Origin of the sequence: Streptomyces sp. ISL-98, assembly GCF_018614055.1 — a bacterium.
Lineage (GTDB): Bacteria > Actinomycetota > Actinomycetes > Streptomycetales > Streptomycetaceae > Streptomyces > Streptomyces spiramyceticus.
Window position 1 is genome coordinate 37,207 of sequence record NZ_JAGGPB010000055.1, and the last position, 25,079, is coordinate 62,285.

25 protein-coding genes and 2 pseudogenes are annotated in these 25,079 nt (G+C 68.7%); 14 read left to right on the plus strand and 13 right to left on the minus strand.

Features of this window, described 5'->3' with window-relative positions; translation table 11 throughout:
- Positions 1–33: 33 nt before the first annotated feature.
- The 4 genes and pseudogenes from J7I98_RS31565 to J7I98_RS31580 all read right to left on the minus strand — a co-directional run bounded on the left by J7I98_RS31565 (position 34) and on the right by J7I98_RS31580 (position 2,570).
- A complete protein-coding gene (locus J7I98_RS31565; protein WP_308378011.1) occupies positions 34–900 on the minus strand; it encodes a hypothetical protein in 867 nt (288 codons plus the stop codon).
- Positions 901–1,087: 187 nt separating this feature from the next.
- Positions 1,088–1,369: pseudogene (locus tag J7I98_RS31570) on the minus strand (TrmO family methyltransferase); the annotation flags it as partial.
- Between the two features lie 27 nt (positions 1,370–1,396).
- Positions 1,397–1,732: a transposase gene (locus tag J7I98_RS31575; RefSeq protein ID WP_374225194.1), complete on the minus strand. Its 336-nt coding sequence runs from the start codon at positions 1,730–1,732 to the stop codon at positions 1,397–1,399.
- 43 nt (positions 1,733–1,775) lie between these two features.
- Entirely contained in the window at positions 1,776–2,570 is a 795-nt protein-coding gene (locus tag J7I98_RS31580) for a hypothetical protein (protein WP_214928473.1), read from the minus strand.
- A gap of 947 nt (positions 2,571–3,517) precedes the next feature.
- Between J7I98_RS31580 and J7I98_RS31585 the strand changes: the two genes are divergently transcribed.
- Together J7I98_RS31585 and J7I98_RS31590 are read left to right on the plus strand one after the other, a co-directional pair.
- Positions 3,518–4,102, plus strand: a complete 585-nt coding sequence (locus tag J7I98_RS31585) for a winged helix-turn-helix domain-containing protein (protein ID WP_308378012.1) — start codon at positions 3,518–3,520, stop codon at positions 4,100–4,102.
- Positions 3,988–4,596 (plus strand): transposase, encoded by a 609-nt coding sequence (locus tag J7I98_RS31590; protein ID WP_214928498.1) that lies wholly within the window; start codon positions 3,988–3,990, stop codon positions 4,594–4,596. Before J7I98_RS31585 ends, J7I98_RS31590 begins: the two co-directional genes overlap by 115 nt.
- A 296-nt stretch (positions 4,597–4,892) precedes the next feature.
- Here the strand turns inward: J7I98_RS31590 and J7I98_RS43055 are convergent.
- Positions 4,893–5,030 (minus strand): annotated as a pseudogene (locus tag J7I98_RS43055) (IS256 family transposase); the annotation flags it as partial.
- Between the two features lie 83 nt (positions 5,031–5,113).
- Between J7I98_RS43055 and J7I98_RS31600 the strand changes: the two are divergent.
- On the plus strand, positions 5,114–6,133 hold the full coding sequence (locus J7I98_RS31600) for an NAD-dependent epimerase/dehydratase family protein (RefSeq protein WP_214928476.1): 1,020 nt from the start codon (positions 5,114–5,116) through the stop codon (positions 6,131–6,133).
- 2 nt (positions 6,134–6,135) lie between these two features.
- Here J7I98_RS31600 and J7I98_RS31605 read toward each other — a convergent pair whose 3' ends face one another.
- Entirely contained in the window at positions 6,136–7,458 is a 1,323-nt protein-coding gene (locus J7I98_RS31605; protein ID WP_214928477.1) for a DNA-binding protein, read from the minus strand.
- 369 nt (positions 7,459–7,827) lie between these two features.
- On the opposite strand from J7I98_RS31605, the gene J7I98_RS31610 reads away from it, so the two are divergent.
- The 4 genes from J7I98_RS31610 to J7I98_RS31625 all read left to right on the plus strand — a co-directional run bounded on the left by J7I98_RS31610 (position 7,828) and on the right by J7I98_RS31625 (position 10,539).
- A complete protein-coding gene (locus tag J7I98_RS31610) occupies positions 7,828–8,244 on the plus strand; it encodes an ATP-binding protein (RefSeq protein WP_214928478.1) in 417 nt (138 codons plus the stop codon).
- A 97-nt stretch (positions 8,245–8,341) separates the two neighbouring features.
- On the plus strand, positions 8,342–9,130 hold the full coding sequence (locus tag J7I98_RS31615; protein ID WP_214928479.1) for a phosphotransferase: 789 nt from the start codon (positions 8,342–8,344) through the stop codon (positions 9,128–9,130).
- A 128-nt stretch (positions 9,131–9,258) separates the two neighbouring features.
- Entirely contained in the window at positions 9,259–9,717 is a 459-nt protein-coding gene (locus tag J7I98_RS31620) for a hypothetical protein (RefSeq protein WP_214928480.1), read from the plus strand.
- Between the two features lie 36 nt (positions 9,718–9,753).
- Positions 9,754–10,539: a hypothetical protein gene (locus tag J7I98_RS31625; protein WP_251021495.1), complete on the plus strand. Its 786-nt coding sequence runs from the start codon at positions 9,754–9,756 to the stop codon at positions 10,537–10,539.
- An 8-nt stretch (positions 10,540–10,547) separates the two neighbouring features.
- On the opposite strand, the gene J7I98_RS31630 is transcribed toward J7I98_RS31625, so the two are convergent.
- The 5 genes from J7I98_RS31630 to J7I98_RS31650 form a co-directional block, all read right to left on the minus strand.
- Positions 10,548–11,504: an AraC family transcriptional regulator gene (locus J7I98_RS31630; RefSeq protein ID WP_214928482.1), complete on the minus strand. Its 957-nt coding sequence runs from the start codon at positions 11,502–11,504 to the stop codon at positions 10,548–10,550.
- Between the two features lie 35 nt (positions 11,505–11,539).
- Positions 11,540–12,466, minus strand: a complete 927-nt coding sequence (locus J7I98_RS31635) for an NADP-dependent oxidoreductase (RefSeq protein WP_214928483.1) — start codon at positions 12,464–12,466, stop codon at positions 11,540–11,542.
- Between the two features lie 115 nt (positions 12,467–12,581).
- A complete protein-coding gene (locus J7I98_RS31640) occupies positions 12,582–12,890 on the minus strand; it encodes a hypothetical protein (protein WP_214928484.1) in 309 nt (102 codons plus the stop codon).
- A gap of 140 nt (positions 12,891–13,030) precedes the next feature.
- Positions 13,031–14,635, minus strand: coding sequence for an amidohydrolase family protein (locus J7I98_RS31645; RefSeq protein WP_214928485.1), 1,605 nt, complete (start codon positions 14,633–14,635; stop codon positions 13,031–13,033).
- A gap of 268 nt (positions 14,636–14,903) precedes the next feature.
- Positions 14,904–16,187: an alanine racemase gene (locus J7I98_RS31650; RefSeq protein WP_214928486.1), complete on the minus strand. Its 1,284-nt coding sequence runs from the start codon at positions 16,185–16,187 to the stop codon at positions 14,904–14,906.
- Between the two features lie 191 nt (positions 16,188–16,378).
- Here J7I98_RS31650 and J7I98_RS31655 point away from each other — a divergent pair, with 191 nt between their 5' ends.
- From J7I98_RS31655 to J7I98_RS31675, 5 genes are all read left to right on the plus strand, one after another.
- Complete coding sequence (locus tag J7I98_RS31655) at positions 16,379–17,476, plus strand: sugar kinase (protein ID WP_251021504.1); 1,098 nt, start codon at positions 16,379–16,381, stop codon at positions 17,474–17,476.
- Positions 17,473–18,231 (plus strand): IclR family transcriptional regulator, encoded by a 759-nt coding sequence (locus J7I98_RS31660; RefSeq protein WP_214928488.1) that lies wholly within the window; start codon positions 17,473–17,475, stop codon positions 18,229–18,231. Before J7I98_RS31655 ends, J7I98_RS31660 begins: the two co-directional genes overlap by 4 nt.
- Positions 18,232–18,233: 2 nt before the next feature.
- Positions 18,234–18,656, plus strand: a complete 423-nt coding sequence (locus J7I98_RS31665) for a RidA family protein (RefSeq protein WP_214928489.1) — start codon at positions 18,234–18,236, stop codon at positions 18,654–18,656.
- Positions 18,657–18,790: 134 nt separating this feature from the next.
- Positions 18,791–20,311, plus strand: a complete 1,521-nt coding sequence (locus J7I98_RS31670; protein WP_214928490.1) for a GntP family permease — start codon at positions 18,791–18,793, stop codon at positions 20,309–20,311.
- Positions 20,312–20,400: 89 nt separating this feature from the next.
- Positions 20,401–20,904: a hypothetical protein gene (locus tag J7I98_RS31675; RefSeq protein ID WP_214928491.1), complete on the plus strand. Its 504-nt coding sequence runs from the start codon at positions 20,401–20,403 to the stop codon at positions 20,902–20,904.
- Between the two features lie 4 nt (positions 20,905–20,908).
- Here J7I98_RS31675 and J7I98_RS31680 read toward each other — a convergent pair whose 3' ends face one another.
- On the minus strand, positions 20,909–22,246 hold the full coding sequence (locus J7I98_RS31680; protein ID WP_214928492.1) for a M14 family metallopeptidase: 1,338 nt from the start codon (positions 22,244–22,246) through the stop codon (positions 20,909–20,911).
- A gap of 213 nt (positions 22,247–22,459) precedes the next feature.
- Here J7I98_RS31680 and J7I98_RS31685 point away from each other — a divergent pair, with 213 nt between their 5' ends.
- A complete protein-coding gene (locus J7I98_RS31685; RefSeq protein ID WP_214928493.1) occupies positions 22,460–23,773 on the plus strand; it encodes an Nramp family divalent metal transporter in 1,314 nt (437 codons plus the stop codon).
- On the opposite strand, the gene J7I98_RS42695 is transcribed toward J7I98_RS31685, so the two are convergent.
- On the minus strand, positions 23,774–24,214 hold the full coding sequence (locus tag J7I98_RS42695) for an ATP-binding protein (protein WP_214928499.1): 441 nt from the start codon (positions 24,212–24,214) through the stop codon (positions 23,774–23,776).
- Between the two features lie 82 nt (positions 24,215–24,296).
- Here J7I98_RS42695 and J7I98_RS31695 point away from each other — a divergent pair.
- On the plus strand, positions 24,297–25,079 hold a 783-nt coding region (locus J7I98_RS31695), incomplete at its 3' end, for a helix-turn-helix transcriptional regulator (protein WP_214928500.1).

Genomic DNA, 25,079 nt, shown 5'->3' on the forward strand with positions numbered 1-25,079 from the left:
ACACCGACGGGGGCGGGCTGCGACCATCCCTGATCAGTGGTGCAGCGCACCCCTGAGCGCCGCCACTCTCCGCCGTACGTCCTCGGCGGCCACCGCCGCACCTGCGCCGCCCGACGCGTCCCCGTCGCCCCCGCCCCGGCATCCCTTGCACAGCCCGTCCGGCAGCAGCTCGGGCAACCCAGGTGCGCCGCACTCCGCGCACTCCACAAGAACCTGCCGCCGCGAAGCCTCCGGCACGGCCGCCCGTACGGGCATGCTCGGCGGCATCTTGTCCCGCAGCCGGCGCCGGACGAAGGCCCCGGGGGAGTGAACCTGATCCGGCAGCCCGGCGGAGACCGCCCGCAGCAGCTGCGCGGGGGTGATCCCGCGCGCCAGCCACTGCGCTGCGAGCTCTTCGAGCGCGGCGCACTCCGCAGCGGACAGCAGCAACCGCCCATCCGTAACCCCCAATTGGGCAAGCACGCCGTACGCCTCCGAACGCGCGGCCGGGACCGCTGCCGCCTCCTCCGGAGGTACGTCACCACTCAGGAACCGCAGCCACCAGTCACGATCGCGTGCGGTACGGCTGAAGTAGGTGTGGAACACCCACTGTGTAAGCCCCTCGCCGAGCGGCACGCGCAGCCGCCGCAGATGCCCGGCCCGGGTGAGCGCGACAAGCGCGGACGCGACGGCCTGCTGCCCGTACCGGGGCAGGTGCTTGGCCAGGGTCTTCACGTCCATGGCGGCGCCTTCGGGCAACCGGTCGAGATAGGCGGCGATGGACGCCTCACGGACGGGCAGATGCTCGAACTCACCCTTGCGCCGCACCGCTTGCCCGGGAACGTTGCGTTTGCCGTACCCCGGCTTGGCCAGGGGGTGTGCGGACGTGGGCAGGGCAGCGTTAAAGTCTTCGGAAGCCACGAGATCCCTCCTGAGGATCTTGTAGGTCAGACCCCGGTCAGGTGCTCTAACACCTGGTCGGGGTTGTTTGTTGTCGCGAACGCTAAGTGCTCGCAACGCCCCGTGGCAAGCCGATCACGAAAAGTCACCTGCGGTGTCACGAGGGCCAATTGGGAGGGTGGGTGGGTTGAGCCGACCACCCATTCCATTAACAAGGCGCTCGGATCCCGAGCCCCGAATCCCGGATCTCACCGGGGCAGCGGCGCCGAGAATCCCCGAGCATCTCGCCGGGCCACGCGGGCTGCCGCTGATCACCGCGCGGTCCGAACTCGGCGAAGTACGGGGCGAGGTCGTAGACCGGGGTCCCATCGATGGCGTCCAGGTCGGTCACGTGCAGATCCAGTCCGTCGGCCTTGAGCAGCCGGGGGAAGCTCACTGCCAGCTGATTCGGCCGGCGGTGGTTGCGGTGTACGAAGGTGCCGGTGGCCGGTCATGTCCCCTGTGGTGGTGTAGCCGATCAGTCCTCGAGCTGACCGGGGAGGGCCGGGGGTGTCGGTGGTGGGGTCGTGGCGGTAGAGGCCGTCCAAGCTGCCTTCGGGCAGGTAGCGTCGGGGGAAGGCGATCCTCTCGTCGTGCATCTCGACCAGCACGGCGGTGACCAGCCCAGGCCGGCGGGGTTGGGGAAGACCTGGACGACGTCGGTCAGGCGCTTGATCTCTCGGTTGAATCGCTCCACGGGGTTCGTGGACTGGATCTTCTTCCAATGCCGGGTGGGGAAGGCGGCGAAGGCGGTCAGGTCGTCCTTCGCCGCCCGCAGTAGCTGTTTGACCTTGGGGGACTGGCGGCCGAGCATCTCGGCGACTCGCTGCCGCTGCCCGGCAGGACGCCATCTGCCGTCATCGGGCCCCCGGCATGAGTTCGACGCGCACGTCGTCGGTTTCTCGGATTACATAAGTCGAGTCAGTGTCATGCTGCCAGCCCACAGCGACGGCGTGATAGCGCCCGCCGCGCTCGATGATGAGCCTCAGCCCGGTGTACCGGTAGCGATAGTGCACCTGCTCTCCGAGATCTTTAACCTGCAGTCCGCGGCCGGTCATGCTCAGTCGTTCGGTGCTGAAGATTACGATCGCCGTCCTGCCGACCAGATGATCTGCGCTGCGCTCAGCGTCGCGCAGACCTGACTGATGCGCCGCCAGCGCGACAGCCCAGAGCAGGCACAGGCATGCTGCCGTGATCGATGCGCCCCGTGCACGGATGCCGCTTGAGCAGCGGCCGTTGTTCGCAGCGGGCGACTGCCCCAAAAGGATGCCGGTGGCCAAGAGAACGGGCACCAGCCATTGGTACGGCTGAATTCGACCCCAGCTGAACAACATGATGACGGCCACGCACAGCACGAGCAGATGGAATCGGGCCGCCCGCCGCACGACTCGTCGGCACTGGCCGATCACGGTGGGTGGCAGAAGAGGCAGGACTGACCGGCTGAACAATTGCGGGTCGCGCAGCACAACCACAGCCACCACAGCGGTCAACACCACGGGAGCAGTCACCAGCCGCAGGCTGCGCATGACGAACTCCGGGAAGCTCAGGCCCAGAGCCAGCACGTCGATGTGGAAGTACTCGAAGAACGCCCGGTTATGCACCGCGCCGGCATAGAACAACAGCGCCGCAGCGAGCGACAGGAGCGTCGCCATATCGGCGGTGTAACCGGCATCCGGGTGCTGGGCATTGGGCGGCTCTGTGCCACGAGGGCCGGAATCACGCCGCAAGATCCGCCTGCGATGTTGTCGGGCACCGGCACGCCGCAGACGCCGTTCACGCTCCTGCGTGGACGCTCGGGCGCGGGGAGCGGAAAAGGAGCGAGCGTTGTTCACGATGTCGGCGTCGGCGTCGGCGTTGGCTCTGTCTCGGGTGACGCGGTGGATGTGGAGCTACACGGACGCGGGCGGCTGTTGGATGAAGGGCCCGGAGACGCGGATGCGCTGGAGGATGGACCGCCGGAACAGTCATCGGTGGAACACGGCTCGGTCTGACAGTTGGATTCCGGGCCCGGCATCGACTCTGCTGGATCCGGGTCTGGTACCAGCACGGGGGAGGGTTCCGGGCTCGGAACCCGCGTCGGCTCCGGCACGGGGTCGACGGGGTCTCCGCCGAGAGGCGGTGGCGTGCTCGACTCACCTGTCGGCTTCGAAGGAGTCCCCGCCGGAGCGGCGCTGTTCAGGGGCGTGCTCGACGCGCTGTGCCTGCCGTGCCTGGCGCGTTCGCCCGGCGGGGCATTGGGACTCGTGGTGGGTGAGTCAGCCGGCGGTGCACCCAGAGGAGCAGGCCGTGCGTCCGGACCAGGTTCATGAGCGGACGTGGAAGAGCAGCCTGCACACGAGCCGACCGAGGCAGCCACCACAAACACAAGACACTGCAGCCTCAGATGCCGAGCACGCATGCGCCCCATCTACCGTTGCACCGGCCCTTTCAGACGCTACTTGTGGGAACACCACTACGGAAGGTGACCAATCCCAGTGCCCAGAAGTCTGCCGCAGACACGGCACCCGCAAAGACACAGATCGTTACTGACTTCAGCTCGTTGGGGTGAACCGTTGCGAAGTCCCTGATGGGCGTGGGCGGGTGGCTGTATCCGTGGTGTGTGAGATATGCGGATGGGGGCGGACTGACTCCTACGGGACGCCGGCGCCGGGAGTCGGTACGGATGCAGGCGGCTGAACTGTTCGAGCAGGAGATCAAGCCGTCGGAGGCGGCACGGCGGCTGCGGGTGAGCGTGAAGTCGGCCTATCAGTGGCACCAGTTGTGGCGGGAGGGCGGTGTTCAAGCTCTGGCCTCCCGCAGTCCGAGCGGGTCACGGTGTCGCCTGTCCGCGCGGTCCCTGGAGAAGCTGGCCGCATACCTGGAGCAGGGTCCGGCTGCGCATGGCTGGGTGGAGGATCAGGTGTGGACCGCGTCGAGGGTGGCCACGCTGATCGGCCGGAAGTTTCACGTCTCTTACAGCGTTTCCGGGGCCACACGGTTGATGCACCGGCTCGGCTTCAGCCCGCAGGTCCCCGCCCGGCGGGTTGCCGAGCGCGACGAGCAGGCCGTGAGTGCGTGGCGGGAGGCGACCTGGGCGGAGGTAAAAGGGCCCGGGCGGCCTGCGGGGGCTACGTCTGTTTCGAGGACGAAGCCGGGTTCACCCGCAGGCCGCCCCGGGGACGGACCTGGGGCCGGCGCGGAGTGACTCCGGTGGTCACCATCAGCGGCCGGCGTTCGGGACGGCTGTCGGTGGCCGGGCTGATCGCGATGCGGCCGGGTTCCCGGACCCGGCTGTGTCACCGCCTGCGCACCCACCCCGCGGGCAAAGGCACACGTCGCAGTATGGGCGAGCGGGACTTCATCGCGTTGGTCGACGGAGTCCACCAGCTCGTCAGGGCACCGATCGTGCTGGTCTGGGACCGCCTGAACACCCACGTCTCCCGCAGGATGCGGGAACTCGTGGCCGAGCGTGAGTGGCTGACAGTGTTCCTGCTGCCCGCCTACTCACCCGACCTGAACCCCGTCGAAGGCGTATGGGCCCACGTCAAACGTAGCCTCACCAACCTCGCCGTCTCGGCACTCGACCAGCTCGAAGTCCTCGTCCGCAACCGGCTCAAACGCCTTCAATACCGGCCCCACACCCTCGACGGCTTCATAGCCGGCACCGGCCTGACCCTCGAGACATCAGCCTCACCCTGACAAGCCGAAGTCAGTAATGGCCATCCCTGGCGCTGACTGTTCCTCCGTGAGCGATCCAGGGCAAGTTCCTATACGCCTGGTTCTGTCCACCCAGCTTGCGGACCGGTTGCCAGTGGACCGGATCGCCCCCGCCCTGCTGCTGACGCTCGCTGGAGGAACCGCAAGTGCGGCAGGGCAGCAGATCTGGGAGTCCCTGCTGAGCAAGACGGCCAGCCCGGGTCATGTCCCGTCGGGTGGTGCAGTCGCTGGCCGACCTGATTGGGTTCCCGCTGTGGAGGAAACTGGCGGTCGTCCCCGGTCGGTTCGGCGGTGAGGAGTTCGGTAATGGAGCCTTCCGAGAGGTAGCGGCGGCCGAAGACCTGCCATTCGTTGTGGAGTTCGGCCAGGACCGCGGCGGCGAGCCGGTCGAGCGCCGCAGGGTTGGGAAAGTACCCCTTATCGCTCCCCGTTGTCGGAACTCTGCACGGCTGAGAGCCAATACTTCCAGGAGCAGGCACCTCGGAGGCAGGATCGGGCCATGAGACTTCTGGTCATGGGCGGTACGTGGTTCCTGGGCAAGTGCGTCGTGGAGGGGGCCTTGCGGCGCGGCTGGCAGGTGACGACGTTCAATCGTGGGCGTTCCGGCCGCGACGTGCCCAGAGCCGAAACAGTCCGCGGAGACCGAACCGTCAGGGAGGACGTGCGGCGGCTGGCCGGTCACGGGCAGTGGGACGCGGTGATCGACACCTCCAGTTCAGAACTCCCGCCCCGTGATGTGCTGTTGACAGCAAGGGAGTTGAGCGGAAACGCCGCTCGCTGGGTGCACGTCTCCACAGTCTCCGTCTACGCGGGCTGGCCGCACCACGCGCTGACCGAGAAGTCCGAAGTCCTGGAATGCCCACCGGACGCGGACGAGACGTACGGGTACACCGGCCCGGACGGCTCCCCGACGGCGTACGGATTTCAGAAGGCGGGCGGGGAACGCGCCGTCATCGAGGCATTCGGCGATGAGGCTGTCCTGCTGCGTCCCGGCGTAATCGTCGGACCCGGTGAGTACGTGGGGCGCCTGCCGTGGTGGCTGCTACGGGCCGAACGAGGCGGGCGGATCCTCGCCCCAGACCCGCGTGGCCGGTTCATCCAGCCGGTCGACGTACGTGATGTGGCGGCCTTCGCCCTCGATCAAGCTGCCGCCGAGGACGGTGGTGGTGCGTACAACGTGACCCACCCGCAGGGCCTGGCGATGGAAGAGTTCGTACGGTCCTGCGTCGCCGTCGCCGGGAGTGACGGCAGCCCTGTATGGGTCCCCCCGGAGCTGCTTGTTCAGCACGGCGTGACGCAATGGACCGAGCTGCCCCTGTGGCGTACACACGAAGGCGTGTGGATCGTCGACCCACGGCGCGCGGTGGCGGCGGGCCTGCGATGCCGCCCTCTGTACGAGACGATCGCGGACACCTGGACGTGGCTTCAGGACGGCGGGCGCCCCGTGAGCCACCCACGATGGGCGGAACACGGGATTTCGCCCGACAAGGAGGACCGGATTCTCGCCTCCCTGGGCTGAGCTCAGCCCTCCAGAGCCGGTGAGCCCGATCCCGTACAGAGCTGCCGCTGCGCGGAGAGCCGGACGAAGTCCTCCACACGTTCGCCGAGTTCGTCGGCGAGCGCGGCGCCACGGTAGGGGACTTGCGTCAACGCGCTTCGCACGCGTGACGTACGGGCAAGAAGCCCCGTGACGCGCTGGTCCTGAGGGACTGTCCACACGCGGTCCAGCGCAGCCGCAGCACCGTCGAGATCGCCGTAGATCAAGCGAGCCATGGCGAGGTCTGCGGAAGCGCCGCCTGCGACCGGGGCCGAGCGAAGAGCGGTCGGCCTGGCGGAAACCAGCTCCAGGGCCCGGTGAGCGAACGCCTCGGCCTGTTCCCCGTCTCCCAGCAGCAGACACGTCGAACTGCTGGACATGGCCAGGCGCTCCGGAGTGAACCCGAACTCCCCGCCCATTCCGTCGTGCAATTCGTCCAATACGCCGTGGCCTTTCTCTTGCGAGGTATGAATGGCCCGCTGCGCGGAGGCGACGTTTCCGAGGTGGCCGTGGGCGCGGGCCTCGATCGCGGCAAGCCGGTGGCGGGCGACGTCGCCGAGCCCGCCGAATGACTGTGCCCGGTGAGCCAGCTGCACAGCCTCGGCAGGGCGCCCGGAGAAGTAGGCGATGTACGCGAGGGACCCTCCGGCGAACGCCCGGAGCGGTTCGAAGCGGGCGGTCTCTCCGTACAGAGCGGCTGACCGGGCGAGACGGGTGGCGCCGTCGAGAGACCCCAGGTCGAAGGCGGCTGCGGACAGCAGGGCGCAGGCTTGGCCTGCGAGGATCAGCAATTGTTGTTGCTGTTGGGGGACTTGAGTACGGTCGCGCTGCTGCTCTGCCTCTTCGCGGAGACCGCGTGCGGTCCTGAAGGCGTCGAAAGCCGACAGGGTGTTGTAGTGGCGGGCCAGAGCGGCCACGTCGTCGCGCAGTTGGTCGAGCGTGGTCTCCGAGATGGACTCGGCGGCTGCCGAGCCGGCCTCGCTCTGGGCGTCACGTGCTGTCATTTCGATCTCGTCTTCCAGGTTGAACGCGGGTACCTGCGAATCGGTCGAGGGAGGTGGCGCAAAGAGCGCAGAGGCCTCGACCCCGAACATGGCCTCCAGTACGCGGCAGGTGTCGGGGCTCGGCAGCGTTCGGAGCTTCCCTGCGGTCCAGCGTCGGAATTGTGACTCGCACACCGTGGGATTCTGGGATCCCTTGGCGATGGAGCGTTCCGCTGTGGCCCGGAATTTCCCCTCGAAGTCTGTGTAACGCCACCGATGCTGCCCTACGAGGACCTTGAGCAGAGTCTTCGGTGAATCAGTCATGATCGACCCCCTGATATCGGAGCGTCGGATGAATTGGCGCTCATTTGCGTTGCTCACACGAAGGGAAGCCCGAAGGCGGCGTCCCATTCAACTCCCTTAGGGAACACGCCATTTCAACGCTACGCCTGAGCCACTTGTGCCACCCGGAAGAGCGTCCGATGCCATCCGCGACAGCATGGTGGGCGCACCCTCGGCGAGTGCAATCTGATCCGCATCGTCAAACCGCGCCGATTCGAGTAGGGACGGCGCTCCGAGGCCCGGCCAGGGGGATTCGTGATCGAGGTTGAACGAGCAGCTGATGTGACAGAGGACCTCGCTGTTGCGAATGAGTCGCGCGTATGCCCTGTAGCCGAGACATTCACTCATCGGATGGCCATGAGGCTGGAGGGCGACGTCTCCGAGGTGCAGAGAGCGAGACGAGATGTATCAAGGGTGCTGGCCGCATGGCGAATCCCGAGGGCGATCGACGACGCGCTTCTGGTTGCGAACGAGCTCGTCGCCAACGCGCTCGTGCACACCGGCGGCGACGGCATCGAGCTGGTCGCGACGTACGGCGATGGACTGCTCCTCGTCGAGGTGCGGGATGCCAGTGATGAGCCACCCAGTCCTGTCGCAGATGCGGGACTGGACGTATGCGGACGGGGGCTGGCGATGGTTCATGCGCTCAGCTCCGACTGGGGTTGGACGCGTCGCGCTGAGGGCGGCAAGAGCACCTGGGCGCTGCTGGCGGTGCGCCGTGCCGAGTCGCCGAAGCGCCGAGTGGAGCCAAGGGAAGGGTGTTCCTGATGCAACACACGCTGAGTGAGTGCGACCACGAGTGGGTGCAGTGGAGCGGCCAGCAGCGTTGTCGTAAGTGCGGCGCGACTCAGGGGTAGGGGGACATATGGGACCGCGTTTCGAGTGGGAAGAACTTCCGGACGACGTTCGGCGGGCCGTTGAGCTGCGGGCGGGCCGTGTGGTCGCGGCAGAGACCGTCGAGGAAGGGCTCAACTGCTCTACCGCGCTCGTGCTGGACACTGAACGAGCGGGGGGCGTCTTCCTCAAGGGCGTACTTCTGACGGACAGTGCGGGGGTCGGCGCGCTGGAGGTCGAAGCCCGGGTCAACATCGCTGTCGCGGGTGTCGGCCCACGCCTTCTATGGGCGGGAATCCAGGCGGGTGGCTGGTACTGCCTCGTCTTCGACTACGTCGACGGCCGCCATGCGGACCTGAGCCCCGGATCGCCCGATCTGGAGTCCGTGGCGCTTCTGCTGCGCAGGATGCAGCTGCTCAGGGCTCCGGCGTTGCCCTTTCCGCAGCTCGCAGCCAGATTCCGGGCGTACCTGTGTCCGGGGGAGGCTGGTCTATTGCGTGGGGACCATCTGCTTCATACGGATGCCAACCCGCACAACATCCTGATCAGCGACGACGGCTCGGCCTCCCTGGTGGACTGGGCCATGCCCGCTCTCGGGCCCGCCTGGGTGGATGCGGCGTACACCGCCGTACGACTCATGGAGAGCGGGATCGCTCCCGTGCGTGCCAGGGCCTGGCTGTGCGGCTTCGAAAGCTGGAAACAGGCGGATGCGAAGTCCGTACGGACATTCATCGGCGTGACGTGCAGGCACTGGGACGCCGTTGTCGGGCCGGACAAGGCGCGGCCGAGCAATCAGCGCTTTCGTCAACTCATCGAGTGAGGGCCTGCCGCGGGCTGCGCGTTCGGTCGTCTGTTCTCAATTTGCCCTGCACGGAGGTCTCTTGATCTTGTATGTTGATCGCGCAAACCACTGACCATGGTTGTTTTGTCTTCAGGGGGAATTGAGTCATGCGCAAATTCATCATTGCCGCCGCGGCATCGTCCGCACTCGTCCTTGCCTTCGGGGCGGCGGCTCCTGCCGGCGCTGCCGAGCAGGCGGCTCCGCCCGAGCCGGGGGTGTTCGTCACCAATGGCGACCACGTTCACATCTCCAGCACGGCGCCCGCCACCGCGTCCGCCCACGGATGGTGGAAGAAGATCAGCGGGCCCGGCACCAAGGCGAAGGTGACCATCGAACTGCAGGCGCTGGACTACCGGGACAACAAGTGGAAGACGGTCGCGACCGGCTCCAAGACCGTGAAGTCCGGCGGTGGCAGCGTCAACCGGGCCAATGCGCGCATGACGTGTACGAACCGGGTCATGCAGGTAAAGTGGCGCAGCCGTATCGACGTCGACCTCATTGGTGTCGCCGACTCGCCGGAGAAGGCCATCACGGCGACCAAGACACTGTGGTGCGGGGCCTTCTAGGAGACTGCATTGTTGGGACCGGGCTCGGAATCGACCATGATCCTCGGTGTTCACGGGGTCCTCGGCCTGAAGCCCTGGATTCGTCGGGCGTACGAGGACGAGGAGCTCGAAGAGGACACCTTCAGCCTCGTGGTCAAGCGGACCATGGCCTACGGGTGGAGTTCGTTCCATGCCGGAGGCCCGGAAACCGGGCGCTGGGGCCACAACGACGCAGGCGGTGACTGGAGCCAGGACGGACGCGTTCGGCAGCTGGCCTGGCTCCAGGTCGACGTCCCGGGCGATCCGCGCGGGCAGCGTCTTCCGGTCCTTCCGGCTGCCACGGTCCTCGGTGACGTACTCCATCGCGTGGGCCGGTTCCAGCTCACGGGACTGCACACGCTGGCGCCGATGGACCTGGCTGTCGACAGCCGCGCGGACCTTGCCAACGCGGCTGACTGGTTCTCCCTGGCGGAACAGGCGGAACAGGGCGGGGAGTCCGGTGAGTTCACCCTGTCCGTCCTCGGTACGGAGAAAGCCGACCTGCCCGGGCGCGCGGCCGGCATTCTCGCCTCAGCCCTGGACCGTACGTACGGATGCATGACCATCGAGGCTTCACCGGCCGACGACGGCACCGCACGGGCCGGGCTGTCCCTGCCGCTGGCCGGGGAGTTGCAGACCGAAGGCCTGCGGCACGGTCCGGCCTTCCGGTGCGGTGTGCGGGAGTGGTCGCTGGACGTCGCCGCCTGGGCGACCGAGGTGTTCATCGATGCCGTCAGGGAGAGCGGGCCGACGGGCCCGGTGCTTCTTACGGTGTCGAAGATGTCCAGGCCTGCGGCGGCCTGAGCTTCACGTCAGGCAGCCACCCGCGCCTCCCGCCGGTATACGCCGGGAGCCGTGCCGTATTCGCGTTTGAAGGCTTTCGCGAAGGCGAACTCGGAGCCGTATCCCGTCCGGGAGGCGACGGTTGTCAGCGGTGCGTCGGATTCGCGCAGCAGTCTGGCGGCCGTGGTCATGCGCCAGCGGGTCAGGTACGCCATGGGCGGTTCGCCGACGAGGGTCGTGAATCGTCGGGCGAAAGCCGCGCGGGAGAGGCCTCCCCGGTCGGCCAGCGCCTCGACGGTCCACGTCGCCGAGGGGGCCTCGTGGATGGCCGCCAGGGCCGGGGCGACCGCCGAGTCGCCGAGCGCGGCGGCCCAGCCGGCGGCGGCTGCGGAGGGCTGGGCCTCCAGCCAGGCCCGCAGGATGTAGAGCAGGAGCGAGTCGATCAGCGTGGGGACAATGCCGTCGGACCCGATCCGGGGGTTCTCCAGCTCCGCGCCGAGCAGTTGGACCGCCGCGCTCAGCTCGGGGTGGCGGCCGTGCCGCGTCGGCAGGTGGATGACCTCGGGCAACTGGCGGACCAGGGGGTGCGGACGCCCCTGGTCCAGGTGGTAGTTGCCGCACAGCAGGCTCGTACGGGCGCCGTCGCCGCCCATCGAGACGGTGGCGATCGGCGAACCCGGACGGAAGTGCTCCGGCCTCTCCTCCTCGGCGGGCGTGGCGGGATGGTCGGCGAGGATGTGGCCGCGGCCGTCGCGCAGGAAGACCACGTCGCCGGGGCTCAGTGCGATCGGCTTCAGCGGTTCCAGGCGTACCGGTGCGTCCTCGTCCTCCAGCGGTATCAGCCAGCACGTGCCGTGCAGCACCACATGGAAACCCGCCCCCGCGACGGACGGCAGCCGCAGCCCCCACGGCGCGCGGCCTTCCGTACGGACGGACGTCGGACGCCCGGTGCGCATCGACGCCAGCGCTTCGGTCAGGATGTCCAACGTCCTCCCCCTCCTCTTGGCCGCCCGAGACTGCCTCAGACGACGGTCAGTACGATCTTGCCCTGCGCACGCCCCGATCCGACCACCTCATGCGCCTTGCCGGCCTCGGCCAGCGGGAACGTCTCACTGACGTACGGGCGGATCCGCCCCGCGTCGACGAGCTCGGCGATCGCCTCCAGCGACGCGTAGTCCGGCTCCACCGAGATCCCCGCGAAGCGGTATCCGGCGGCCTCGACCTTGGCGGCGAGCTCCCGGTCCCCGTGCTCCATGATGCTGACGAGCGTGCCGCCGGGCTTCAGTACGTTCAGGGAACGCTCGCCCTGGGAGTTGGAGTCGAAGACCACATCGACGTCCGTCACCGCCTCGGTGAAGTCGGTGGTCCGGTAGTCGATCACCTCGTCGGCTCCGAGACCCCGTACGAAGTCGTGCTTGGGCGCGCTCGCCAGCGCGATCACATGAGCACCGCGCGCCTTCGCTATCTGCACCGCGAGATGACCGACGCCACCCGCTGCCCGGTGGATCAGCACCCGGTCGCCGGCGGACACGTTCGCCGCGTCCACCAGGCCCTGCCAGGCAGTGAGCGCGGCGAGGGGGAGTGCGGCGGCGTGCACATGGTCGAGGGATGCGGGCTTACGGGCCAGCTGGCGCGACGGCGCTGCGACGTAGTCGGCGTAACCGGTCGCGGCCCGAGGGAAGAACGGCATCCCGTACACCTCGTCGCCCACCTTGAACCGGGCCCCGGGGCCGGCTTCCTCGACGACGCCGGAGATGTCCCAGCCGACGCCGAAGACCGGCTCGCCGAGGAGGGGGTAGGCGCCGGACCTGACGGCCACGTCGACCGGGTTGACGGCGCTCGCGTGGACCCGGACGAGGACCTCTGCGGCGAGCGGCTCGGGTCGCTCGGTCTCGACGATTTCGAGTACTTCGGGACCGCCGAAGGACTTCTGGACAACAGCGCGCATGGGGAGTCTCCCTGGGACGTTCGGGTTGATGTCCTCAACCGTAGGGAGATCCAACGAGCCGCAGAATGGCCTGCCGTCTCGGAAACATGTCCCAGCGTCTTGCGCCAGAGCGGTATCAGGCGCCGTTCGTCTGGGGGTAGTTCGTCGCGATGTACGACCAGCGCGCCATCCCCAGCACGACGAACACCGCCGGCGGCGCCAGCCACCAGCCGCTCAGGGCGTGGCGCATCACCGGGAGGGCGGCGATCAGCAGAGTGGTGACGCCGATGAGGATCAGGCAGAAGGAGCCGACCTCCATCGCCGTCAGGCTGCTCTCGTCCCATGCGCCTTGCGGCGGATGCAGCGCCCAGAACGCGATGTAGGCGTTCAGCGCGTTCGCGAGGACCATCGCCGTTACCGCGGTCCCCCGGAGGAGGCCATTCAATTCAGGCGCCCCATGTTTCCCCCGTGGGCCGTGCCCGTGCAGTGCCGTGCCGTGTGGTCTCGTGCAGTTCGGATTTTGATGCCTGGTTAACGTACAACATCCGTAAGGGGGTTACGGGGCACCGCCTGTTACGCCGCCGCCTACGCCGCCCCCTTGATGCGGCGGATCGCGTGGCCCGCCAGGACGTCCGTACGGCGGCCGTCCTCGATCACGAACTTGCCGTCGATCAGGACGTACGGGATGCCGACCGGCAGCGTGCGCGGCGCATCGAAGGTGGAGCCCGCCGCGACCGTGGCCGGGTCGAAGAGGACCAGGTCGGCCCGGTAGCCCTCGCGGATCAGGCCCCGGTCGGGGAGGCGCAGGCGGGCCGCCGGGCGGGAGGTGAGGTGGGCGACCGTCTCTTCGAGGGTGAGGATGTTGAGGTCGCGGGCGTAGTGGCCCAGGTAGTGGGGGAAGGTGCCGTACGCGCGCGGGTGCGGCTTGCAGCCCTGGAGGATGCCGTCGCTGCCGCCCGTGTGGACGCGGTGGCGCATGATCTGCCGCACGTTCTCCTCGTGGCCGACGTGCTGGAGGATCGTCGAGCCGAGGTTGTCGTCGATGAGCAGGCGGCGGGCCGTGGCCCAGGGGGCCTCGCCGCGCCGGGCGGCGGACTCGGCGATGGTTTTGCCGACGCAGCTCGCCAGGCCGGGGTCGCTGACGCCCGAGATCTCGATGGTGTCCCACTCGATGGGTACGCCGTGGCAGCCGTCCGCGCCGATCTCCTCCATGTGGTGGCGGATCTTCTCGGCGGTGGCGTCGTCCCGGAGGCGGGCGAGGATCGCCTCGGGGCCGCCCTCGCTCGCCCAGCTCGGCAGCATCGCGACGAGCGTCGTGCAGCCGGGCGTGTAGGGATACGTGTCGAGGCTGAGGTCCGCGCCCTCGGCGAGGGCCTTGTCGAGGAGGGCGAGGAGGTCCGGGGCCCTGCCCTTGTTCACGCCGAAGTTCATGGTGGCGTGGGCGAGGTGGAGGGAGCAGCCGGCGTTCCGGGTGAGGGTCACCATTTCCTCGTACGCCGCGAGGGCGCCGACGCCGTAGGAGCGGTGGTGGGGGCAGTAGTAGCCGCCGTAGCGCGCCACCACCCTGCACAGTTCGGTGAGTTCGGCGTCGTCGGCGTACATGCCGGGGGTGTAGGTCAGGCCGGACGACATGCCGACGGCGCCCTGCTCCATGCCCTCGGCGACGAGCTGCTTCATGCGGGTCAGCTCTGCGGCGGTCGCGGGGCGGTCGTCCCAGCCCGCCGCGTACATACGCACGGTGCCCTGCGGGACGAGGTACGCGGCGTTGACGGCGATGCCCCGGTCCAGGCGGTCCAGGTACTCGCCGACCGTCCGCCAGCCGAAGTCGATGTCCGAGCCGTCGCCGTTCCAGCCGGTGATCGCGCGGCGGACCTCGGTGAGCGTGCGGTCGTCGACGGGTGCGTAGGAGAGACCGTCCTGGCCCAGGACTTCGAGGGTCACGCCCTGCGCGGCCTTGGCGCTGTGGTCCGGGTCGCGGAGGAGGGCGAGGTCGCTGTGGGCGTGCATGTCGATGAAGCCGGGGGAAAGGGCGAGGCCGGTCGCTTGCAGCGTGCGGGGGGCGGTGAGGCGGGGGCCGCCGCCCTCGCGCCGTATATCGGCGATGCGGCCGTCGCTGATGCGGATGTCTGCGCGGTAGGAGGGAGTGCCGGTGCCGTCGATGACGCGGGCGTCGCGGATGACCAGGTCCATTGGTGGTGCCTCTCGCTTCTGGGGGAACCCAGTCCCCTTGCTTACGGGGGCTGCGGTGCGGGCTCGGCGGCGTGTCCGGCGAAGCTTTTCTTTTCCCCTACCCGCCCCTTCCCGAACTGGGGCTCCGCCCCAGACCCCGCTCCTCAAACGCCGGAGGGCTGAAAGTTGCCCGGGGGTCTGGGGGCTTGCCCCCAGTTCGGGAAGGGGCGGGTAGGGGAACTGCGCCGCAGGCACCTGCATCGCACCCGCACCCGCAGTCGCGCCCCGCCTAGAAGAACGTCCGGATGTAATCCGTGACCGTCCCGTCCGCCTCCACCAGCGGAATCAGCTGCCACTTGTCGAACGACGTGCACGGGTGCGAGAGGCCCATGCCCACCCAGTCACCCACCTCCAGCTCCGCGCCCGGCCCCGTCCGCACCCACCCGTGCTGGTCCGACAGCCCGGTGATCGTGATGCCGGTCGCCGGGCGGATCTCGCCGGTGCGTGCGTCGCGTACGACCTGCGCCTCCGGCAGGTCCAGGTCGTACGCCGCGTCCCGCTTCCCCGCGTTGACGAACGCCTGCTCCGGCGTCGGACGCGAGACGACCTGCGCCCAGAGGCGGAACGCGGGCTGGAGGGTGCCGTCGTCCGGGATGCGGTTGAAGGGGGTGATGCGGCGGTAGTGGCCGTCGTCATGCGAGACGTACGCGCCCGAGCGCAGCAACTTCAGTACCGGAAGCGAGAGTTCGGGGACGGTCGCGAAGACGTCCGCCACCGCGTCGAACCACGCACTCCCGCCCGCGCTGATCACAATCTCGTCGAGCCCGGCCGGGAAGCGGCCCGCCTTGTCGAACTCCACCGCGATCCCGACGAGTTGCCGCATCCACGCGTGGACCTTGTCGCTGTCCGCCTGCGGGACCTCGCCCTCGTACCCGGCGACCCCCACCAGCCGCAGCGTCGCCGTGGCCGCCACCGCGTCCGCGACCGCCGCGCAGTCGGCAGCTGTACGGGCGCCGGTACGGGCCCCTTCGCCGGCGCCGAGTTCGACCACGACGTCCACCGGTCGCGAGGGCGACGCCGCCCGCAGCGCTTCGTCCATCAGCTCGACGCCGCGCACCGAGTCGACGTAACAGATGAAGCGGAAGTCGGGATCGGCGTCCAGTTCCCCGGCCAGCCAGCGCAGCGCCACCGCGTCGACGACTTCGTTCGCGAGGAAGATCCGCTGGATGCCGTACGCACGGTAGACCCGCAGCTGGTGCGGAACGGCGGCGGTGATGCCCCACGCGCCGCGCGCGAGCTGGCTCTCGAAGAGCTGCGGCGACATGGACGTCTTGCCGTGCGGGGCGAAGGCGAGGCCGTGCTGCTCGGCGTACGTCTCCAGGAGCGCGAGGTTGTGCTCGACGGACTCGGCGGAGAGGGCGAGTACGGGGGTGGTGAACCCGCCCGTGAAGAGGTTGCGCCGCTCGGCCGCCAGCTCGCCGACCGTCAGCCCTTCCGCGTCCGGCGGGAGCGCCTTGAAGCGGTGGTCGACGCGCTCGTCGGCGAGTTGTACGACCGGGTTGCCTACGGCCATGAGGGAGCCTCCTCGATAAGTGTCGTTGCAGTATCTGCAACGACCATTGCGCGTTTCGCTTGGCGCTGTCTAACATCCGAGCCCAAGCAGGGTCAATGGTGAGGAGTTCGATTGTGGTGGACGAGGTTGACGTGGTGGACGTCGACGTCAACGTCAACTACGACGTCGACGTGGTCTGCCTCGGCGAGTCCATGGTGACCTTCCTGCCGTCCCGTCCCGGCCGCCTCGCCGACGTTCCCTCCTTCGAGCGCGGCATCGGCGGCGCCGAGTCGAACGTCGCCTGCGCCCTCGCCGCCGCCGGCCACCGCGCCCGGTGGGTCAGCCGGGTCGGCGCCGACGGCTTCGGCGACCACCTGGTCGAAACCGTCGCCGCGTACGGAGTCGACACCTCCGCCGTCCAGCGCGACCCGCACCGCCCCACAGGCATCTACTTCCGTACGGCCATCGACCGCGACGCCGACGGCTTCGAGGTCGTCTACTACCGCACCGGTTCGGCGGCCTCCGCGATGTCCCCGCGCAACATGCCGCTCGACCGGCTCACCTCGGGCCGCGTACTCCACCTCTCAGGCATTACGGCCGCCCTCTCCGCCGACTGCCTCTCTCTCGTACGCAGCCTGGTCGCCCCGCGCCGCCCCGGCCGCCCCCTCATTTCGTTCGACGTCAACTACCGCGCGAACCTCTGGCCCGAGAACGCCGACGCCCACCTCCTCCTCGACCTCGCCCGCGCCGCCGACCTCGTCTTCGTCGGCGAGGACGAAGCGCAGACCGCCTGGGGCCTGCGCGGCCCCGCCGAGATCCGCGCAGCCCTCCCCGAGCCGGACGTCCTGGTCGTCAAGCAGGGCGCGACCGGCGCCACGGTCTACGGCGGGGACAGCGAGAGCGGCGGAAACGGCGGGAGCGGTGAGAGCGGCGGAAACGGCGGGAGCGGTGAGAGCGGCGGAAACGGCGGGAGCGGTGAGAGCGGTGAGTACGGCGGGAACGGCGCCGGAAGCGGCGCCCCCACCACCGTCCCCGGCCTCCGCGTGGACGTCGTCGCCCCCGTCGGCGCCGGCGACGCCTTCGCCGCCGGGTTCCTCTCCGCGACCCTGCGCGGCCTGCCCGTACGCGACCGGATCCGGCACGGGCACCTCATGGCCGCCGCCGCCCTCACCGTCCCCGGCGACCTCGGTACGCCCCCTGCCCGCGCACACGCCGACCGCCTCGCCGCCCTCGACGAGACCGCCTGGGGGAGACTTCGTCTCGGCCCCGGCTGGACGGGCGCCGCCGACCAGGAGGTACGTACGCCATGAGCCAGACCGTCGATCGCGCGCTGAGCATCCTGCCGCTGCTCGCGCAGGGGCCCGCAGACCTCGGCCAGGTGGCCGAGCGGCTGGGCGTGCACAAGTCGACCGCCCTCCGGCTGCTCCGTACGCTGCACGAGCACGGGCTCGTCTACCGGCAGCAGGACCAGCGCTACCGCCTCGGCGCCCGCCTCTTCGCGCTCGCGCAGGAGGCCGTCGAGAACCTCGACGTACGCGAGATCGCGCACCCCCACCTCGCCGCGCTCAACGAGCAGTGCGGGCACACCGTCCACCTCGCCGTGTACGAGGACGCCGAGGTCCTCTACATCGACAAGGTCGAGAGCCGCTACCCCGTCCGGATGTACTCGCGCATCGGCAAGCCTGTCGCGATCACCGTCGCCGCGGTCGCCAAACTGCTCCTCGCCGACCTCCCCGAAGCCGAGCGCCGCACCATCGCCGAAAAGCTCGACTACCCCACCTACACGTCCCGTTCGACCCCGAACGCCGGCGCCTTCCTCAAGGAACTGGCCGTCGTACGCGAACAGGGCTGGGCCACCGACCTCGGCGGCCACGAGGAGTCCATCAACTGCGTCGCGGCCCCCATCCGCGGAGCGGACGGCCGGGTCGTCGCCGCCATGTCGGTGTCTGCACCGAATGTCGTCGTCACCGCCGAGGAACTCCTCACCCTCCTCCCGCTGGTACGCCGTACCGCCGACGCGATCAGCCGGGAGTACTCAGGAACCACACCCCCGAAGGACGTATGAGCATGAGCGAGAACACGGCCGAGAAGACCGCGATCACCCCGTCCACCCACACCGCCCCGCCCGCCAAGTTCTCCCACGGCGTCCGCAAGGGCAACATCCTCCAGGTCGCGGGCCAGGTCGGCTTCCTCCCGGCCGTCGAGGGCCAGGCGCCCACCCCGGCGGGCCCGACCCTGCGCGAGCAGACGCTCCAGACCTTCGCCAACGTCAAGGCGATCCTCGAAGAGGGCGGCGCGAGCTGGGACGACGTGATGATGATGCGCGTCTACCTCACGGACGTGGACCACTTCGCCGAGATGAACGCGATCTACAACGCGTACTTCGAGGAGCAGGACCTCAAGGCCCCGCCCTCCGCCCGTACAACCGTCTACGTCGGCCTGCCCAAGGGCCTGCTCATCGAGATCGACGCGCTCGCAGTCCTGAGCTGATCCTCGTCTGACCCCGCACCAACCACGCCTGCCGCACGGCACGGTGCCCACCGCCATCGTCCTGCCGGCCGAAGGGGCGCCGTGCCGCGATCCCCCCTGCCCCGAAAGACCCATGGAATTACGAGGTCCGCCCCATGCCTCTGCTCGCCGCCACCGCCCCCGTTCCCGCGGAGACCCCACCCCACACCGGCGGTCTCCTCACCCTCATCGACGGCACAGCCGGACTGCTGACCGTAGCGACCCTCGGTATCGCCCTTCTTCTCCTCCTGATCATCAAGGTCAGGCTCCAGCCGTTCGTCGCGCTGCTCGCCGTCTCCATCGCCGTCGGCCTCGGCGCGGGTCTCTCGGTCACCGAACTCTTCGGTACGGTCCAGAAGTCCGCCGTCGTCTCCGTCATCGAGTCCGGCATGGGCGGCATCCTCGGCCACGTAGCGATCATCATCGGCCTCGGCACGATGCTCGGCGCGATACTCGAAGTCAGCGGCGGCGCCGAGGTCTTGTCGGCCCGCCTGCTCGGCCTCTTCGGCGAGAAGCGCGCCCCGCTCGCGATGGGCCTCACCGGCCTCATCTTCGGCATCCCGGTCTTCTTCGACGTAGGCATCTTCGTCCTCGCGCCCATCGTGTACGCCGCCGCCAAGCGATCCGGCAAGTCGATCCTGCTCTACGCGATGCCGCTCCTCGCGGGCCTCTCCATGACCCACGCCTTCCTGCCCCCGCACCCGGGCCCGGTGGCGGCAGCCGGCCTCTTCCACGTCTCGCTCGGCTGGGTCGTCCTCATGGGCATCGTCTGCGGCATCCCCGCCGTGCTCGCGGCCTGGGCGTACGCCGCCTGGATCGGCAAGCGCGTCTTCGTCGAGGTCCCGCACGACATGGTGGAGGCGGCCGAGGACGCCAAGGCCGCCGTCATCGCCGAACAGAGGGCCGCGGGCCGTGCCCCGCAGGAGCAGCCCGTCTCGCTCGCCACGGTCCTGACCATCATCGGTACGCCGCTGGTCCTTATCCTCGCCGCGACGTTCTCCTCGATCGCCCTGGACCCTCCCCCAAGCACTCCGACAGGCTCCGTGCAGGGGGGACCCCCATCCCTCCGCTCGGTCGTCGAATTCTTCGGCAACCCCTTCGTCGCCCTGACCATCGCGCTGCTGATGGCGTACTACCTGCTCGGCATCCGGCGCGGCTGGTCCCGCAAGTCGCTTGAGCAGGTGTCGACTTCATCCCTCAAGCCGGTCGGCAACATCCTGCTCGTCGTCGGCGCGGGCGGCATTTTCGGCGCCGTACTCAAGGCGAGCGGCGTCGCGCAGGCGCTCTCCGACACCTTCAACGACGTAGGCCTGCCGGTCGTCGTCCTCGCGTACCTGATCTCGCTCGTGCTGCGGGTCGCCCAGGGCTCGGCGACGGTCGCGATCGTGACGACGGCCGGCATCGTGCTCCCGCTCGTCGAGAACGGCGACCACTCGCAGGCCTTCCTGGCCCTGGTCATCATGGCGATCTCGGCGGGCTCGATCTTCGCGTCGCACGTCAACGACGGCGGCTTCTGGATCGTCGCGAAGTACTTCGGTATTTCGGAGCGGGACACGCTGAAGTCCTGGACGGTGCTGGAGTCGGTCCTGTCGGTCGCGGGCTTCGCGGTGGCGGCGGCGCTGAGCCTCGTGATCTAGCTCCTGTACGAGCTCTCCTGTACGAGCTCTCCGGTACGTACGAAGGTGCCCCGGGATCGTTGGAAACCGGGGCACCCATACTTGGACGCATGGACGAACAGACCGGATATCAGGGTGGCGCGGCACCGGGCCCGGGCTCGTACCCGCCGCCTCCGCAAGGCTTCGGCCCGCCGCCCCCGGCCTACGCCCCCGCGCCGCAGGCGCAGCAGCCGTACGCCCCTTCGCCGTACGCGGCCCCTGCGCCGTACGCGCCGCAGATGCCTGTCGCACCGACGCCGGCACCTGCCCCTGCCCCTGCTCCTGCCCCCGGCCCGGAATTCCTCGCGGCGGACCGCAGGAATGCCGTCGTTGTCGACGCCGAAGGAGTTTCCTTCGAATGGAACGGCGCCACCGCCGACTTCCCCTGGCGAGACATTCAGACCGTCCACTTCAAGCAGGGTCCGCAGGGCCTTGTCCTCATGGTGGCCGTCGTGCTCCCCGACGGCCGGTTCTACGAGGGCGCGGTGCTGGCCCGGAACCAGGGCAAGCTCCACGAGTGGTTCGCGGAGCTTGCCCCGGTGCTCGGCTTCTATCTGGCGGGTCGCGGAAACTAACTGCTCAGCTTCCGCTGCAGTACTGCTGCTCCTTGCCGATCGACCGGTACATGCAGTCGCCGTTCTCGATCAACTGGAGCACCGCGTCACGGTTGCGGCTGGTCTCGCGCTCGATCACCTCGTCGGGCGGGTAGAAGCCGCCACCGCCGAAGCCGGTCGGGAACATCTCGAAGGTGTAGCCGAAGATCTTCTGGTTGCCCCACAGCCAGTCGTCGATCGACCCGTCCGTGATGTAGAGGTCGCTGGACTGCTCGGGCGTGTAGCCGTTGCTCGCGGCCATCTTCTGGCCGACCGCGGCGAAGGCGTTGCGGTCGTCCTGCGTCATGCCGGGCGCGGTGTCCGCATTGGTGTAGCCGAACGGCCAGAGCACCAGCTCGCTGTACGTGTGGAAGTCGATGCCCGCCTTGATCTGCTGCTTTCCGCCGACCACCCGGGAGCGGACGAAGTCGGCGACGACCTTCACCTCGGGGGCGGACTCGGCGGCCCGGCCGCGGTAGGTCTCGGAGCTGAACGAGCCCGAAGAGCCGCCGCAGCAGCCCCACTTGTAGTTCCAGTTGCGGTTCATGTCCGTACCGACGTACGACGAACCGGAATTGGGCTGCCGGTTCTTGCGCCAGCTGCGGTACGAACCGGAGGCGATGTCGTACTCGCCGCCGTCCGGGTTGAGGTCGGGCACGATCCAGATCTCGCGGCCGTTGACGGCGTTGGTGATGCGGGAGTCGGAGCCGTAGCCCGCGCCCAGTTCGCGCAGCAGGTAGAGCGCCATCTCGACGGTGAGGTGCTCACGCGCGTGCTGGTGGTGGGTGAAGAGGATCTCGGGCTCGTTCTCGTCGCTCGCCACGTTGTCGCTGATCTTGATGGCGACGATGTCCCGGCCCTGGTACGACTTGCCGATGACGCGCTTGCTCATGATGTTCGGGTACTGCTGGAGACGCTGGTTGATCTCTGTGTTCATATCGGCGTAGTTGTGATAGCGCGAGTCGGCGGGCGGGAAGTCGAACGGCTCGACGGCCAGCCCGTTGGTCCGCGCGGGCGGCCCCGGCAGCGCCTTCGGCGCGTATCCGAGCGCCTTGAGCCGCTTGAGCTGCGCGGCGTTGGCGCTGACGACGACCGAGTGGTCGTCGGCCTCGTCGACCGAGACGCCGGTGGCGGCGACGGCGGTCCGGTCGGCGGCGGTGGCCGGGCCGTGGATCTCGTACTGCCTGATCACTTCCTCTGCGGTGGCGGCCGGGGCGGGTTCCGTCCCTGCCGTGGTCGCGCTCGCGGTGAGTGGCGCGGCCAGGGCGAGTGCCACGAGGGCGGCGAGGGTGGCCGGCCCTCTTCCGCGTATGCGTAGTCGCATGCTGTCTCCTGGGTGGGGAGTGTGGGGGTGTGGGGGGTGTGCTCAGTGCGACGCATGTCGTGCGGGTGCTGCGCACATGGTGGGCGCATGGCATGACCCGGTCAAGAGTGAGGATCGGCCACAGGGCGTCGTACCTCTTGCGCGAACACCCCGGCCCGGCTTTGGTGACCTTGACCTGGATCACCATCGGGGACGAGCGGGAGGACGCCGGAGATGACAGGCAGCAGCACGACAGACAGCGGCACGGGAGATCTCATCTCCCAGCCGCGCAAGTCCAGTTGGAAGTACATCGGCCCCGGCATCGTCGTCGCCGCGACCGGTGTCGGCGCCGGTGACCTGGTCGCGACGCTGATCGCGGGCAGCAAGTTCGGCTACACGCTGATGTGGGCCGCGGTCATCGGCTGCATCGTCAAGATCTCCCTCGCCGAGGCGGCGGGCCGCTGGCACCTGGCCACCGGCCGCACGCTCTTCGAGGGCTGGCGCAGCCTCGGCCAGTGGACCACGGTCTACTTCGCGGTCTACGTCGTCATCTGGGGCTTCGTGTACGGCGCGACGGCCATGTCGTCGTCCGCGCTGCCGATTGTCGCGCTCTTCCCGGACGGCCCGGGCCTCAAGACCTGGGCGATCATCATGGGCCTGATCGGCCTGGTCTTCGTCTGGTTCAACCAGTACGCCGTCTTCGAGAAGGTCATGACGGTCCTGATCGGCGTGATGTTCGTAGTCGTCGTGTACGTCGCGGTACGCGTCGGCCCCGACGTCGGCGCGACATTCGCGGGCCTGGCGCCCGTACTTCCCGACGGCTCGCTCCTCTACACCCTCGGCCTGATCGGCGGCGTCGGCGGCACGATCACCATGGCGGCGTACGGCTACTGGGTAAACGCGAAGGGCTGGACCAACTCCGGCTGGATGAAGGTGATGCGGCTCGACAACCGCGTCGCGTACATCACCACCGGCATCTTCGTCGTCGCCATGCTGATCGTCGGCGCGGAGCTGCTGCACTCCTCCCAACTCGCCCTGACCAAGGGCGACAGGGGCCTCATCGACCTCGGCAAGATCCTGGAGGACCGGTACGGCGCGGCGACCGCGAAGCTCTTCCTCGTCGGCTTCTTCGCCACCTCGTTCTCGTCGCTGATCGGCGTATGGCACGGCGTGAGCCTGATGTTCGCCGACTTCGTCGAGCGGCTCCAGCGCGACCGCAAGGGCGCACCGGTCGACGAGGGCACGGTGGAGGAGGTCGCGGCCGGGGTGAAGGAGCGCTCGATGCCCTTCCGCGCGTATCTGCTGTGGCTGACGTTCCCGCCGATGGCGCTGCTGTGGCTGGACCAGCCGTTCGGGCTGGTGGTGGTGTACGGCGTGCTCGGCGCGTTCTTCATGCCGTTCCTGGCGCTGACGCTGGTGTGGCTGCTCAACTCCTCGCGTACGCCCGCGGAGTGGCGGAACGGGTGGCTGAGCAACGGCATGCTCGCCGCTGCCGGACTGCTGTTCGTCGTGCTGTGCGTACAGCAGGTGCGCGAGCTGCCCTGGTAGTCAGGGGCTTTCGCAAGCGCGCAGCTCACACCAGACGGTCTTGCTGCCGGCCCTCTGCTGGACGCCCCAGCGGAGGGCCGCGGCAGCCAACAGGGCCATGCCGCGCCCGGACTCGGCGTCCTCGGCGGCGTGCAGGTGCACGGGCAGAACACGCGGGTCGGGATCGGTGACTTCGACGCGCGTACGGTCGCCGGTCGCGCTCACGCGCAGGGTTACGGGAGTGCCTTCGCCGACGTGCGTGATGACGTTGGCGAGCAGCTCGCTGACGCAGAGCTGAACGTCGGCGCATGGCGCACCGAGGTGCTCGCGCAGGGCTCGGCGGAGTTCGGGGACGGCCTTGGGGACGGCGAGGAGTTCGAGGTGGAGGTGGGGGGGGCCGTGGGTGTGGTGGGGGTGGTCGGGATCACGGGCGTACGCCTTCCAGTGCGCTGTGTGACGAATTGCTCACACAGTGGCGTGATCCGCCCTACCGTTGAAGGGCTTTGCGTTGCACTGGACAACTGGCAAATGGCGGTGGTGGGTTGTGCCCCCTCGTAAGGATCCCGACGCGTCGGCGAACGTTCCGTCCTTCTACGGCGCGGAGTTGCGCTTCAAGAGGGAGACCGCAGGCCTCACGCTCGAACAGCTGGCGGAAGGCAGCTTCCGCGGAGTCCCGTTCCTGAGCCAGATCGAGCGCGGCGAACGGCGGATGCCGCTGGATCTGGCCCGGCATGTCGACGAGCGACTGCGAACGGACGGCTTTTTCGTACGCCGCTGTGAAGATGCGCGCAAGGCGCGGCAGTCGGGGCATGCGGAGTACTTCGCGGATGTGGCGGAGATGGAGCGGTATGCGGAGGCGATCGAGGAGTGGGCGCCGATGCTGGTGCCGGGGCTGTTGCAGACGGCGGCGTACGCGCGGACGATCGTACGGGGGGCGATGCCCCGGGCCTCGGTTGAGGAGGTCGAGGAGAAGGTGGCTGCCCGAATGGGACGGGCGCAGCTCTTTGAGGCGCAGAAGCCCCCGGCCTTCTGGGCGATCCTTGACGAGTCGTTGCTTCGTCGACGGGTTCTCCCGGCGGACCAGATGGCAGAACTGCTGGAGCGCATTGCGGAGGTGGTCGAGACCACTCGGTCCATTCTGCAGATCGTTCCGGAAACCGCTGCCGCCCACCCCTTCATGATGGGCATGACCAAGATCATGACCTTCTCGGACGCACCGCCGGTGGTGTATGTCGAGAGTCTCCACAGCGGCCAACTCATCGACTATCCGGCGCTCGTGAAGCAGTACCGGGAGTCGTACGATCTGCTTAGGGCCTGCGGATCATTA

Coding starts and splice junctions, on each gene's coding strand:
- J7I98_RS31575 (WP_374225194.1), bottom strand. CDS start 1,732: ATGCTCGGCCGCCAGTCCCCCAAGGTCAAACAGCTACTGCGGGCGGCG.
- J7I98_RS31580 (WP_214928473.1), bottom strand. CDS start 2,570: ATGGCGACGCTCCTGTCGCTCGCTGCGGCGCTGTTGTTCTATGCCGGC.
- J7I98_RS31600 (WP_214928476.1), top strand. CDS start 5,114: ATGAGACTTCTGGTCATGGGCGGTACGTGGTTCCTGGGCAAGTGCGTC.
- J7I98_RS31605 (WP_214928477.1), bottom strand. CDS start 7,458: ATGACTGATTCACCGAAGACTCTGCTCAAGGTCCTCGTAGGGCAGCAT.
- J7I98_RS31610 (WP_214928478.1), top strand. CDS start 7,828: ATGGCCATGAGGCTGGAGGGCGACGTCTCCGAGGTGCAGAGAGCGAGA.
- J7I98_RS31615 (WP_214928479.1), top strand. CDS start 8,342: ATGGGACCGCGTTTCGAGTGGGAAGAACTTCCGGACGACGTTCGGCGG.
- J7I98_RS31620 (WP_214928480.1), top strand. CDS start 9,259: ATGCGCAAATTCATCATTGCCGCCGCGGCATCGTCCGCACTCGTCCTT.
- J7I98_RS31625 (WP_251021495.1), top strand. CDS start 9,754: ATGATCCTCGGTGTTCACGGGGTCCTCGGCCTGAAGCCCTGGATTCGT.
- J7I98_RS31635 (WP_214928483.1), bottom strand. CDS start 12,466: ATGCGCGCTGTTGTCCAGAAGTCCTTCGGCGGTCCCGAAGTACTCGAA.
- J7I98_RS31645 (WP_214928485.1), bottom strand. CDS start 14,635: ATGGACCTGGTCATCCGCGACGCCCGCGTCATCGACGGCACCGGCACT.
- J7I98_RS31650 (WP_214928486.1), bottom strand. CDS start 16,187: ATGGCCGTAGGCAACCCGGTCGTACAACTCGCCGACGAGCGCGTCGAC.
- J7I98_RS31655 (WP_251021504.1), top strand. CDS start 16,379: ATGGTGACCTTCCTGCCGTCCCGTCCCGGCCGCCTCGCCGACGTTCCC.
- J7I98_RS31660 (WP_214928488.1), top strand. CDS start 17,473: ATGAGCCAGACCGTCGATCGCGCGCTGAGCATCCTGCCGCTGCTCGCG.
- J7I98_RS31665 (WP_214928489.1), top strand. CDS start 18,234: ATGAGCGAGAACACGGCCGAGAAGACCGCGATCACCCCGTCCACCCAC.
- J7I98_RS31670 (WP_214928490.1), top strand. CDS start 18,791: ATGCCTCTGCTCGCCGCCACCGCCCCCGTTCCCGCGGAGACCCCACCC.
- J7I98_RS31675 (WP_214928491.1), top strand. CDS start 20,401: ATGGACGAACAGACCGGATATCAGGGTGGCGCGGCACCGGGCCCGGGC.
- J7I98_RS31680 (WP_214928492.1), bottom strand. CDS start 22,246: ATGCGACTACGCATACGCGGAAGAGGGCCGGCCACCCTCGCCGCCCTC.
- J7I98_RS31685 (WP_214928493.1), top strand. CDS start 22,460: ATGACAGGCAGCAGCACGACAGACAGCGGCACGGGAGATCTCATCTCC.